Origin of the sequence: Nostoc sp. UHCC 0302 (genome assembly GCF_038096175.1) — a bacterium.
GTDB lineage: Bacteria > Cyanobacteriota > Cyanobacteriia > Cyanobacteriales > Nostocaceae > UHCC-0302.
The window spans coordinates 6,894,349-6,906,997 of record NZ_CP151099.1; the positions used below are offsets into that span (position 1 = coordinate 6,894,349).

Consider the following 12,649-nt stretch of genomic DNA (forward strand, 5'->3'; position numbering starts at 1 on the left):
TGAGATGATGTAACATCCTCAATCTATTTAATATTATTTACCTATATAAACGCGATGTGCGACTTATTCTTAAAACCCCTCTCTAAACCTCTCCCCAAAACGGAGAGAGGCTTTAAGTCTTACTCCCCAACGCTAGTAGGGGAGCCAGTGCGTTGCGGGGGTTCCCCCCGTTGTAGCAACTGGCGTAAGGGGTTGGGGGTTAGGTTCGAGAGAAAGTTGTACAAACGCTACTACCTCTATCAATAGACTATTCTACCGTTACAGACTTGGCTAAATTCCTGGGCTGATCGACATCCAAACCGCGACGGGCGGCAATATGATAAGCCAATAATTGTAGGGGAACGACTGTGAGGAGGGGAGAAAGTAACTCTTCTACAGGCGAGACGGGGAGCAAATCGTTAAAGATTTCTGCTGCTTCACCATCGTTGACTGGAGTTACCCCAATTAGACGCGAATCTCTAGCTTTTGCTTCTTGGGCATTAGAAATCACTTTTTCGTATACACTACCAGGAACTGCGATCGCAACTACTGGTACTTTTGCATCTAAAAGTGCGATTGGGCCATGCTTCATTTCTCCAGCAGGATATCCTTCAGCGTGAATATAGCTAATTTCCTTTAATTTCAATGCCCCTTCCAAGGCAATGGGGAAGTTAATCCCCCTTCCCAGAAAGATGAAATCTTTGGTTTCATCGAATTCGTGGGCTAACTGTGCGGTTAAACTTTCTTGAATTGCTAAAGTTGCCTCTATTTCTTGAGGAATTTCGCGCAAACCGTTAATAATATTTTCTAATGTGTTAAGTGAAACCGTCTGACGGCGATAAGCTAAATCCAATGCCAAAGCGTAAAACGCCATTAATTGAGCGACAAAAGTTTTCGTTGCCGCTACCCCAATTTCAATTCCCGCTAGGGTACTAATAATATGCGGCACTAGATGACCCAGGCTACTTTCTGGGCGATTGGTAATGCCTAGTAGTCGTGCTTGATACTTAGGTTCTTTACCTTGGCGACGTTCTTTTTCCATTGTTAAAGCTGCTAACGTATCAGCAGTTTCACCTGATTGTGTCACCCCAACTATCAACGTGTTGGGTGTTAATGGTGAGGGTGCATAGCGATACTCAGAAGCGTAATGTACTTGAGTTGAAATTCCTGCTAGTTGTTCAACTAAATATTTTCCGATTAACGCTGCGTGCCAACTAGTACCACAGGCGACGATATGAATTTGTTCTAAATCAGTATAAAATTCTTCAGGCAAGCCTAAATTAATTGGCGATCGCTCAGTTTGCCCTAAATTATTAAAGTAAGCTTCTAAACTAGCTCTAACTACACCCGGCTGCTCGTGGATTTCCTTGAGCATGAAGTGCTTAAATCCCTGCTTTTCTACCATCGCTGGATTAAAGTTGAGCAGCCGGGGTTGTTTTTTCAACCTGTCGCCAGCAAAATTATAAATTTCAACGCCTAATGGTGTAAGACGTGCGATTTCGCCATTTTCTAAAGGTAGCACTGCACGGGTATAGGCAACGATCGCTGGAGTATCAGAAGCACAGAAGAACTCACCTTGACCAAACCCAATCACTAAAGGCGCTTGTTGACGGACAACAATTAGTTCATCGGGGAAATCTGCGGAAATAACTGCAAGTGCAAACGCCCCCCGTAGATGGTTTACAGCTTGGCGAATTGCCTCTAGGAAAGGAGAGGGAGAGAGAGGGAGGGAGGGAGAGGGGGGATTTTTGAGAAATTCGGCTATCAGGTGGGGAATAACTTCAGTATCGGTTTCAGAACGAAACTGATGTCCCTTTTGTTTGAGTTCCTCGCGTAATTCGCGGTAGTTTTCAATAATCCCGTTTTGCACTACCGCCACTCGCATAGCCGTATCCATGTGGGGATGGGCGTTGTACTCTTCTGGCTTCCCATGAGTTGCCCAGCGAGTGTGACCAATACCAATTTGGGAAGGAGTTTCTATTTGTTCAAGTTTTGAACGTAGGTTGTGCAGTTTACCTTTTGCCCGTACGCAATTTACTTCTCCTTCCCAGACAGTGGCGATTCCAGCGGAATCGTAACCTCTATACTCTAGTTTCTCTAACCCAGATAGTAGAATGTCTGTTGCTGCTTGAGTACCGATATATCCAACGATTCCGCACATTGCTCACACTACTTTGTTTTCAGGATGATTAAATCCAGTATAGTAGTTAGCACAAATGCAGCGTTTTGGCAAAGAAAAAGGGAGCCATTTACTCCCTGTGTTTCTAAGTTTTGTTATGAATTTTGGGCTTTTACAGTGAATCTGCCGCTCTTGAACTCACGAGACAAGCGCGGTTTCTAAAAGTTATAGGCCCAGAGATTGTATCCCGAATCAAAAAGGAAGTTTTTGTAAGGCAGGCATTGCCTACCCCACAATGCTAAAGTTGCTTGCTATTGACAGACTTAAAAAAGTCTTAAGTCACCGAACTTCAGAGCAGCAGTTTCTTCCGCCCGGAACTCCGGTGACTCAATACTGAGCTTTTTAGTAAGCCAATCCCATACTGCGAGTTGTTTCAGCGCCCAGGTAAACCCGGATGCTCAAAAAGTCAGTGGGGCAAGCGGTTTCACAGCGTTTGCAACCCACGCAGTCTTCTGTGCGGGGTGAAGAGGCAATTTGAGCAGCTTTGCAGCCATCCCAGGGAACCATCTCCAGCACGTCAGTAGGGCAAGCGCGGACGCATTGGGTGCAACCAATGCAGGTATCGTAGATTTTTACGGTATGAGACATTGAAAAAACCGCTCCTTTCGAGTGTTCTTCTCTGCGAAAGAATCATAATCAAGGCATAGTTTACCGCAGTGGCTGAGCGGCTGTAATCAAAAGGCTACATAACTTTAAACAATGTAATAAGCGCTTGGGGGATTGGGCATTAGGAGTGAGGAGTAGAGACGCGATTACACTCTTACGAGAAGCCGCTCTTTGAGCATCTAGGCGTTTGTACAGGAGTTAGAAGTTATTTCTCCTTGTCCCCCCTGCTCCCCAGTCATAGAGCTTTCAGCAAATACTGGGTGAGCGTGAAGGCATCTACACCCAACTCAGTGCGCTCTTGGGCTGCTAAAATAGCTGCTTGTGAATGCCACCAAGCCGCGGTTGCAACAATATCCTCTACAGGAATCTGTTTAGTTGTTGCTTGCGCTAACAATCCACCCAATAGCCCAGTTAAGACATCACCACTGCCACCACGTGCTAAAGCTGGAGTGCTTCCAGGATTAATCCAAACTTGACCTTGAGGGTTAGCGATCGCAGTTCTCGCTCCTTTTAACAATACCACTGCCCCAGTTTGCGCTGCTGCTTCCTGCACTACTATCACCCTGTCCCGTTTTGGATCGGAAATATCTGGGAATAATCGCTGGAACTCACCAGTGTGGGGTGTGAGTACCGTTACTGCTTGGCGTTTTTGTAAAGTGGGAATTGCTCCCATCTGTGCCAGAATATTCAAACCATCGGCATCGAGAATCAAAGAGGAATCGCTTGCAATTACCTCTTGGACAACTGGAGTTGCATCTCGCGTTAAACCAGGGCCACAGGCGATCGCATTAAAGGAACTCAAATCGTTATTTTCTGGTAATTGTAGTTGAGCGATCGCTCCTGTTTCTGTCTCAGGACAACCGACAATCAGTGCTTCTGGTAAATGTGATACCAAAAGCGGTTTAAGCGATTCGGGTACAGCAATGGAAAGCATCCCCACACCACTTGAACGTGCGCCCAAACCAGTTAAAATTGCTCCACCAGCATAGCGACGCGAACCACAAATTAGTAATAAATGTCCTTCTTTATACTTGTGGGTGACTGGTAGGCGGGGTAGAGGCAAAGTCGAGAGTGCCGTTGCTGGTGTAATCCGCTTAATCTTGGGTGTATCGCCTAAAACAGCTTGCACATCCGCTAAAGGAATATCAAAATCGATTAACTCAACTTTGCCAAGATAATCTAAAGCCTGATCTTGTAAAAAAGCTTGCTTCCACAAACCTAAACAAAACGTGTGAGTAGCGCGAATAGCAGTTCCTAATACCTCACCTGTATCAGTGTGCAAACCTGAAGGTAAATCGATACTAATAATTGGTATAGAAGATTCATTTAGTTGATTAATTGCAGAAGCGATCGCATCGGTGAGGTTTCTTTCTAAACCAAATCCAAATAAGCCATCAATCAAGAAATCAGAGTTTAAAAGTTGTGCTAACTCTTGCTCAATTGGGATACCTAAACTTTTGGCATATTGCAAGTGCTGTGAAGTTAATTCCTTAAGTTTAGAAAAAGGAGAATATATCCAAACCGCATAGCCGCGAAAATGTAATTCACGGGCTACTACCAAAGCATCCCCGCCATTATGACCGGGGCCAACGAGAATTCCCACACGCCTGCTGGAGGAGGAAAAAGGAGGGGGGGAGGAGGGGAGAGGGGGAGAAATTCTTGCTTTTTTCTCTTGTTCAGAGTTTGGGTAGATATCTTGAACCCGGCGTGCAATTAATCCTGCAACCTTTTCCATTAGAGCAGCTACAGGCATTCCCGCTGCAAAAATACGCGCTTCAACATCGTGCATTTGGCTAGCAGTCACTACCACTTGCGAAATTTGTTCTTGCCTGTATTGCTGCATCAGTGCTGAGTTATGAGTCATGAGTCCTGAGATTTAAGTTTTAAGTTTTGCATTAACTGCTGACTCTTAACTTTTAACTCCTAACTCAGCACTCAGCACTTTTCACTTTCCGTAGTAAACTCTGGCATTACCGTATCCCAAATCTCGGAGATAGTTGTTCCATTGTTCTGCTTGGAAACGTTCAGAAAAAGGCCCTACTGCTACGTGTGGGCCTCGCGGTTTGCTTCTTTCAAACACGCCGCCAGTTTGCCCTAAATTCTGCCTAATTCGGTCTGCGATCGCAGGTAACTGATCTAACTTAGCAGGAATGATAACAAAGTATCGAGCCTCTTGCCTTACAGGATCTGCCCTATAGTAACTAGTAGAAGAATTATCAGAACCATAATAGGAAGGAGAAGGAGAATAGTAAGAGGAAGTCGGTCTTTCTTGCCCATCAGCAAAGCCAACTATCTGCGCCCTATAGATGCCAGATGACTGCAACTCTCTAACCCTTTGTTCGGCATTAGATGCCCTACTAAAAACTCCTGATTGAATGACGTTACGTCCTTGGTACTGTCGGATATAAGCTCTAGGTTCGATGCGACGTACTTTTTGCAACGTTTGGCTATCACTGCTATCAACGTACACGAAATAACGCTCAAAGTTCTGGCTGTATTGATTAATCTGTGTCGATTGAGGGTTCTGAAAAGTCTGCTCAGGTTGATAAACTGGTACTGGTTGGGTGTTCTGAAAGTTCTGCTCTGATTGAATACCCTGCAATGGCTCCGACGGTTGCAGCTGCGGTAATGACCGCTGACTATAAGGAACAGCTTGGATATTTGGTGGTAGCGGTAAAGTTTCAACTACCCTCTGTTGAGCCAGTAATACACTGCTGCTATATATTTGTGCTTGTGCTGGCGTAGAGTTGGAGAACATCGCTATCCATGCTCCCACTAATAAAAAAATAACTTTGAGTGAAGGAGTTTCGCGAACAGAATTTCCGAGCAGGGTCTGAAATGGGATAAATTGACTTGGTATTGCACTCGACATAATACTTAGAAAGTAGTCACAACATTTATAGGCAATTTATTTCAGGAACTAATTAGTTCGCCGTTGTAGCAACTATATAGCCTTAGTGTAAAATTAGCTCCTCTACCTGGCTAAAAATACAGATTCAATCAATCTTAGTTCTTGCTAATTGCTAAAACAGCGTTGAGTTGAGAGTGCTGCGTTATTAATTACTGAAGTGCTTGATTAGCAAGGCTTTTAAGATATGTGTGCTACAATTGAACAACCACGCAGATTCCGTGTCGTACTTGTATGAAAAAAGTCGTCGTTGGTCTTTCTGGTGGCGTTGACAGTTCCACCGCCGCCGCTATTTTGCACAATCAGGGCTATGAAGTAATTGGTTTGACGCTTTGGCTAATGAAAGGCAAAGGTCAGTGTTGCTCTGAAGGTATGATCGACGCGGCTGATATCTGTGAACAACTGGGGGTTCCCCATCAAGTTGTTGATATTCGGGATGTCTTTCAGACACATATTGTTGATTACTTGGTGACTGGTTACAGTGCTGGAATTACGCCTTTGCCTTGTTCACAGTGCAATAAAACTGTGAAGTTTGGGCCAATGGTGCAGTATGCTCGTGAACAACTAGGATGCGATCGCATTGCCACTGGTCATTATGCTCAAATTAACTATGATGAAGCTACTGGACGTTACCAATTAATTAGAGCAGTTGACCGTAACAAAGACCAGTCATACTTCCTCTATGATTTATCTCAGGATTTACTAGCGGCAACTATATTTCCTCTGGGAGAATTACAAAAAGCTGACACACGCCGCATCGCCACTGATTACGGACTGAAAACTGCTGATAAGCCAGAAAGTCAGGATTTATGTTTAGTGGAAAGTAACGGTTCCATGCGGGCATTTTTGGATAAATATCTTGCTCCCAAAACAGGCGATATTGTGGATACCACAGGCAAAGTTTTGGGACAGCATGATGGTGTGCATCACTACACAATTGGACAGCGCAAAGGCTTAGGTATAGCTGCCGCTGAACCCTTGTATGTGATTGAACTAGATGCAGTCAATAATAAAGTAGTTGTAGGCGATCGCACTAAAGTAACACAACCAGAATGTACAGTAAATCGGGTAAATTGGGTTTCCATTGCCGAACCATCAACCCCAATTCGTGCCGAAGTGCAAATTCGCTATCGTTCAACCCCCGAACCAGTTACAGTGATTCCTCTGGAAAATTCCCGCGTTCGTTTGGTATTTGATGAACCCCAGTTCAGCATCACCCCCGGACAAGCAGCGGTGTGGTACGACGGGGATAAAGTGTTAGGTGGCGGAATAATTGAACAATTTAGTTAGCGAACAATCGCTGATGTAGAGACGTTGCAGTGCAACGTCTCTCTTAATTATGTCGAAGAATCATTTTCAGTATTGCGATTTTGTAAAATATCCAAAATGCGGCGATTCGCTGTTTGTAAACTGCTTATATTTGACAATACCTAAAGAGTTTTTCAACTACCGCCTGTCGCCTGAAGTGAACCTAACTTCGTATACATTGGTTAATGGGCAGCAATAATCGGAGACTGGGATGAGAGAAGGGTCACAACAAAAACGGGTGGTAGTTGTAGGTGCAGGGTGGGCAGGTTTAGGAGCAACCTACCATTTAGCAAAACAAGGTTATGACGTGACACTTTTAGAAGCGGGGCCTTATCCTGGTGGACTAGTGGCAGGTTGGAAAACAGGGGCTGGGAAATCTGTAGAAGCGGGTATTCACGGCTTCTGGTATCCTTACAGAAATATTTTCTCCCTAATAAATCAATTAGGAATTAATCCCTTCACTACTTGGACTCGTTCCTCACAATATTCGCCAGCAGGTTTAGAAGTTGAATCACCGATTTTTCAAAACTTACCGCGACTACCCACGCCACTAGGAACTTTTCTCTACACTCAGTTTCAACGGCTACCACTAATTGACCGCCTTAGCGCCCTACCTTTGCTTTACGCTGTAGTTGATTTTGACAATTCAGATGCAGCTTGGCGACGTTATGATTTTGTAACTGCCCGCGAATTGTTCAAAGATTTTGGTGTTTCAGCAAGACTCTACAAAGATGCCTTTGAACCAATGTTATTGGTGGGCTTATTTGCCCCAGGTGAACAATGCTCAGCAGCGGCGGCTTTAGGGATGCTCTACTTTTTTATTCTGGCGCATCAACCTGATTTTGATGTGGTTTGGTGTCGAGGAACTGTAGGTGAAAAAATATTTCGCCCTTGGGTAGAACGTATTGAAAAAGCTGGTGCGCGAGTGCTACCAAAACGCCGAGTTACAGACTTAATTGTTGATAGTAATCAACGAGCAACAGGTGTAGTTTGCGGTGATGAAGTATTTGATGCCGATGCTGTGATTTTTGCAGTTGGTATTACAGGTATGCAGAAAATTGTCTCAACTAGCCCTAGCTTACAAAGCCGTGAAGAATTCCGCAATTTAAGTAACTTAGGAGCAGTTGATGTTTTAGCAACTCGGCTGTGGTTTGACCGCAAAATCAATATACCTCGTCCTTCTAATGCTTGCTTTGGATTGGATGCAACTACAGGATGGACATTTTTTGATTTGAATGTCTTACACGATGAATATCATGATGAGCCAGGAACAGTAATTGAAGCTGATTTCTATCATGCTAATCAGTTTTTGAGTTTGAGTGATGAGGAAATTGCCGCTATAGTTCAACGTTATTTAGCAACTTGTATACCAGCATTTCGAGATGCAAAAGTAATTGATAGTAGTGTTATTCGTCTACCAAATGCGGTAACTCACTTTGCACCTGGCAGCTATCGGTATATGTTGCCAGCTAAGACAAGTTTTAAAAATGTATTTATGAGTGGTGATTGGATTGTCAACCGTCATGGTTCCTGGTCTCAGGAAAAAGCTTACGTTACTGGTTTAGAAGCAGCGAATTTAGTGGTGTCTTATTTAGGAGAAGGTCAGTTATCTGAGATTTTACCTGTAGAAGAGGATGAAGTACATATACAAGCAGCAAGAACGCTCAATCAAACAGTACGTGACATAGGCAAATCTCTCCTGCCTGAGTTTTGGTTACCGTAAACTGAAGATACTTTGTGGTTCGTAGTTGCGCTTTAGCGCTAAAGCAAACTTTTATTTATGTCTATTTACCTATCAGTTATCAATTTGATAACTGTTCACCGTTTAATGCTTGTTGTGATTTCGCATCGCTCTATGAATCTTTTTCCATCGTTCTTTCTCCGCTAACTGCGCCCTTTGGTCTTGTTTACGGCTCAGATAGTTGAGTTCTTTTTGCAGCTTTTGGTAGCTAAGAAACCGAGAGTCATCAAGTTTCCCTTCCACCAAAGCTTGCTGCACTGCACAACCCGGTTCGTTATCGTGCTGGCAATTGCGGAAGCGACATTGCTGCACTAAAATCTCGATGTCTGCAAAAGTTTCTTGGAACCCTTCATCACCTGCCCAAATTTGGATTTCTCGCATACCTGGAGTATCCATAATTAAGCCGCCAGTCGGTAGCAAAATCAATTCGCGGTGAGTTGTTGTATGCCTACCTCGGTTATCACCACGCCGCACTTGTTGCACAGATTGCACAGATGCTCCCTTGAGTTGGTTGGTAATGGTGGATTTACCAACCCCCGAAGACCCCAATAAAGCAACTGTCTGTCCTGGTTGCAGGTAAGGTTTCAAGGCATCTAATCCTTGATAATTACTAGCACTTAAAATCACAATTGGTACACCAATGGCAACTGCTTCTACTTGTGCCAAGCATTCTTCCAGTGAGTTGCACAAGTCTGCTTTGTTTAAAACAATCACCGGATTTGCACCACTTTCCCAAGCCAGAATCAGATAACGCTCAATTCTTCTAAGGTTAAAGTCGTTATCGAGTCCTGAGACTAGGAATACGGTGTCAATGTTAGCTGCAACAATTTGTTCTTCTGTTTTACCACCCACCATCTTGCGAGAAAATTTACTTTTTCTGGGTAAAATTTCGTGGATAGTTGCTTTCCCTTCTGACTCTCGCACATGGATAACAACCCAATCACCCACAGCTGGAAAATCTTCAGGTTGAGAAGCTTGATACCGCAATTTTCCTGTAACTTCTGCCGAAAGTTCTCCGTGTTCGCTGTAGAGAGTGTAGATATTTCTGTATTCAATAGCAACCCTACCAACGCTAAATCCTTGTTGGCGATAGAGTTCAAAGCTGTGAGCAAAAAAGTCACTCCAGCCTAAGTAATCCAAATTCATTGATGTTTCCTCGATGTGTGTTACTTGTTTGGCACAAGGTTCCACAGAGGAGAACACCTTTCATTCGTGTCCGTAAATTCTGGGTTTCATTCCTGCAAGAAGAAGGACTGAACAAGAATCTCTGCGCCTTGTGTCCGTTGGTTAGGGATGCTCAAGGTACCCCGGACTGCTAGAAATTCAGTCATAGTTCGTCCTCCTTGTATACTACAAAGAATAATCTACATTACTACATTACCCTATTTCTGAAAAATCGGTACTGGTTTTTGAATGATGACTCTGCTAATTGAGGCGTATCTTCTTACAGAAGAACTATACCCTAATCAGCATAGCCATCCACAGCAAAAGATGAGTCTTATCTTGCTCTTTGCCGTATATGACGCCCATCAAGCCCTTGCTTAATCCAATTAAGACATTCGTATTCTGATGTGAATAATTTAGGCGCAGCAATATTATTCAGCAATTCCGGTGGATAATGGTCATAAAAACATTTCCCACCTTCTTGGAAGACGATAATCAAATTGTGACGGTAAATGTAGCGTGACTTAAAACTGTCTCCTTGACTCACAAATTCTAAATGTTGGTCAATATGTTCTTTAGCAATATCCACGATATTACTGATGCTACTGCCATAGATTTGCGCTGGATTCTCCGCTTTATGAAATTGGCTTTTCTGTCCAATTTCTGCTAGCAATCTATAGGAATAAATCTCGTAATTATTCGCTTTACCAAAAACAAATGGAATGATCAGATATCCTTTATATGAGACTGAGCTTTCATAAAGAAGACGACTCATCTCAACCTCCTTTGGCGTAACTGCTCTTAAAAATTTGCCTGAATCATACACACTAAAAATCAATAATCTTCTGTTAAGTAAGTTGACATAACTAAATTAAAACTGCTTCTTTGCTTGTAGTTAGCGTTTTAGCGCTAAGGCACTCACTACAAACTTTAATTTATGTCTACTTACTTAGTTGCTTTCAAGTACTATTTATACCCTATTTGTAAATTAACAATAAGGGCGATCGCCTTCTTTTTTAGAAGGCGAGAGACTATTCAGCTTGATTCAGAAAAGTATTGTAAAAACAATTATCACTCTTTTTGTAATCACTAAGCATGAGATATATTGCAAAAGTCAAAAAATTATCAATAAACCTGCCTAGAGAATAGGTTTAAAAGTCTAAGGGAAGAGGTTTTAGTATTACAAAATGTAAATATGATTTAGTGCCGAAAAGGTAAATAGACTTACGTTATCAGAAAAATAATCAACTTCAATAAAAAAGCAGTACTTGAGGCTCTAAGTCGATAGCGTGAGCTTTTGGTAATGTAAACATCACAAGTATTCACCATCACTCTGTACTCAATTAGGTAAAATCTGCACAGTAGAGAATTCCAGATAAAAACTACCACGTCCTCGAAACTGCTCAACTCATTTATTTACAAACGTTTCTTGCCTCAATGTGTATTGCCAGACTGTGGGAACCAAACAGACAACAGACGCGGACTATTTGAAGTAACTTTGCATTACACATTTCTGACGTCTTTGCGCCCTTTAATCTGAGCATCTGTGCAGATTACACTTGCTGATAATGCTGAGATGAGAGTATAACAGGAAACAGCATTAAGTTTTATGGAGAATGATCCTAATGAATCAATTAGCAAATGTCAAAGCCAGTCTAAATGATTTTGAGTTACAAGATGGTATTTATTTTCCCAGCAACTACGAACAGTTGAACAAGACTAAACATAAACAAACATGGGACAAAATTGGTAAAACATACTATGGTTCCCAAAAAATTGAGAAAGTTGCAGAAGCATCACCCATCAAGCAGGACTATACTCTCTTAACCGGCAGACCTGGAGGTACTTGGAATAAATTTCCTCTAAATAAATCTGTTGATTCTATTCTAGAACTAGGGTGTGGCTATGGCCGCGCTCCTTTACATCTTTCTAAAGATAAAAATCTGAGATGTGAAAAATATTATGGTATTGATATTTCTGAGCCTTTGTTGCGTCGCTTAATTAGAGTTAAACAAGAATATGATTTTTTCCCAGGAGCAGAATTTAACTTAATTTGTAATTCGGCGGAAATATTGCCTTTAGAAGATAACTCTATAGATTTAGTAATTTCTAATTGCGTTTTTATGCATATCCCAGATGCACAATTAAGAAACTTGATGGCTGAGATATTCCGTGTACTCAAGCCTGGGGGAATCTTCGTTTTCAATCATTCTTTTCATAACAAGTCTTGCCCTTCACATATTATCCATAATTTTATTAGGAAGTTAAATCCATTTAGCAGAAACCCAGTTTATCTGAAGCAATATTCAGGTGTTGAAATTGAGGAAATGTTAGCAGATGCTGGAGTAAAAGCGAAGTGTCCACAATACACTGTAGAACCAACAGAAGAATACGCAATTTTGCCGGAGACTATTAAAGGAATCCCGCTACCTTTTGCTAAAGTTTTTAATAGAAGTCTCAGACCATCAGATTCTATGAAAGCAAATTTAGCTTATGGTTTCAGCGCTTACAGCACTAAACTTGATTAAGCTTTAATTTAGTGAAAGTTTTGGTTACATAACGAAGTCCGCTTGTGCGGACTTTTTTATTATATTTAAATTGCTGGCTATAACATACCCATCCACCATCGGCGATAAGCTAAGCTTAAGCCTTCTCCCAAAGGGAGACGCTAGCACGAACGGCGATCGCACTACTGTTAATAACACATAAATCAATTAAAATTTACTTACAATTAGACAACAATGAAGACCAGTTTTATACTGAA

At 42.2% G+C, this 12,649-nt stretch carries 9 protein-coding genes; 3 read left to right on the forward strand and 6 right to left on the reverse strand.

The genetic code is table 11. The features are described from left to right. Nucleotides 1–247 precede the first annotated feature (247 nt). The 4 genes from glmS to WKK05_RS29815 all read right to left on the reverse strand — a co-directional run bounded on the left by glmS (nt 248) and on the right by WKK05_RS29815 (nt 5,522). A complete protein-coding gene (gene glmS / locus WKK05_RS29800; RefSeq protein ID WP_341526619.1) occupies nt 248–2,140 on the reverse strand; it encodes a glutamine--fructose-6-phosphate transaminase (isomerizing) in 1,893 nt (630 codons plus the stop codon). 360 nt (nt 2,141–2,500) lie between these two features. Continuing rightward, on the reverse strand, nt 2,501–2,746 hold the full coding sequence (psaC, locus tag WKK05_RS29805) for a photosystem I iron-sulfur center protein PsaC (protein ID WP_012411495.1): 246 nt from the start codon (nt 2,744–2,746) through the stop codon (nt 2,501–2,503). Between the two features lie 253 nt (nt 2,747–2,999). Then, the gene (locus WKK05_RS29810) at nt 3,000–4,628 is read right to left on the reverse strand and encodes an NAD(P)H-hydrate dehydratase (RefSeq protein WP_341526620.1); all 1,629 of its coding nucleotides are present in this window, start codon (nt 4,626–4,628) and stop codon (nt 3,000–3,002) included. A gap of 81 nt (nt 4,629–4,709) precedes the next feature. Then, nucleotides 4,710–5,522 carry a hypothetical protein gene (locus WKK05_RS29815; RefSeq protein WP_341526621.1) on the reverse strand — a complete coding sequence of 271 codons (813 nt, stop codon included), beginning with the start codon at nt 5,520–5,522 and terminating at the stop codon, nt 4,710–4,712. Nucleotides 5,523–5,906: 384 nt separating this feature from the next. Between WKK05_RS29815 and mnmA the strand changes: the two genes are divergently transcribed. Next, nucleotides 5,907–6,962, forward strand: coding sequence for a tRNA 2-thiouridine(34) synthase MnmA (mnmA, locus tag WKK05_RS29820; protein ID WP_341526622.1), 1,056 nt, complete (start codon nt 5,907–5,909; stop codon nt 6,960–6,962). A 229-nt stretch (nt 6,963–7,191) separates the two neighbouring features. Then, complete coding sequence (locus tag WKK05_RS29825) at nt 7,192–8,703, forward strand: FAD-dependent oxidoreductase (RefSeq protein ID WP_341526623.1); 1,512 nt, start codon at nt 7,192–7,194, stop codon at nt 8,701–8,703. A gap of 102 nt (nt 8,704–8,805) precedes the next feature. Here the strand turns inward: WKK05_RS29825 and rsgA are convergent, their stop codons facing one another. Both rsgA and WKK05_RS29835 read right to left on the reverse strand, forming a co-directional pair. Then, the gene (gene rsgA / locus WKK05_RS29830) at nt 8,806–9,867 is read right to left on the reverse strand and encodes a ribosome small subunit-dependent GTPase A (RefSeq protein WP_341526624.1); all 1,062 of its coding nucleotides are present in this window, start codon (nt 9,865–9,867) and stop codon (nt 8,806–8,808) included. A gap of 352 nt (nt 9,868–10,219) precedes the next feature. Next, nucleotides 10,220–10,660: a hypothetical protein gene (locus WKK05_RS29835; protein WP_341526625.1), complete on the reverse strand. Its 441-nt coding sequence runs from the start codon at nt 10,658–10,660 to the stop codon at nt 10,220–10,222. Between the two features lie 850 nt (nt 10,661–11,510). Between WKK05_RS29835 and WKK05_RS29840 the strand changes: the two genes are divergently transcribed. Beyond that, a complete protein-coding gene (locus tag WKK05_RS29840) occupies nt 11,511–12,413 on the forward strand; it encodes a class I SAM-dependent methyltransferase (protein ID WP_341526626.1) in 903 nt (300 codons plus the stop codon). The last annotated feature ends 236 nt before the right edge of the window (nt 12,414–12,649 follow it).

Excerpts from the sequence above, each read along its gene's own strand:
- glmS (WP_341526619.1), bottom strand. The coding sequence starts at position 2,140 with ATGTGCGGAATCGTTGGATATATCGGTACTCAAGCAGCAACAGACATT.
- psaC (WP_012411495.1), bottom strand. The coding sequence starts at position 2,746 with ATGTCTCATACCGTAAAAATCTACGATACCTGCATTGGTTGCACCCAA.
- WKK05_RS29810 (WP_341526620.1), bottom strand. The coding sequence starts at position 4,628 with ATGACTCATAACTCAGCACTGATGCAGCAATACAGGCAAGAACAAATT.
- WKK05_RS29815 (WP_341526621.1), bottom strand. The coding sequence starts at position 5,522 with ATGTTCTCCAACTCTACGCCAGCACAAGCACAAATATATAGCAGCAGT.
- mnmA (WP_341526622.1), top strand. The coding sequence starts at position 5,907 with ATGAAAAAAGTCGTCGTTGGTCTTTCTGGTGGCGTTGACAGTTCCACC.
- WKK05_RS29825 (WP_341526623.1), top strand. The coding sequence starts at position 7,192 with ATGAGAGAAGGGTCACAACAAAAACGGGTGGTAGTTGTAGGTGCAGGG.
- rsgA (WP_341526624.1), bottom strand. The coding sequence starts at position 9,867 with ATGAATTTGGATTACTTAGGCTGGAGTGACTTTTTTGCTCACAGCTTT.
- WKK05_RS29835 (WP_341526625.1), bottom strand. The coding sequence starts at position 10,660 with ATGAGTCGTCTTCTTTATGAAAGCTCAGTCTCATATAAAGGATATCTG.
- WKK05_RS29840 (WP_341526626.1), top strand. The coding sequence starts at position 11,511 with ATGAATCAATTAGCAAATGTCAAAGCCAGTCTAAATGATTTTGAGTTA.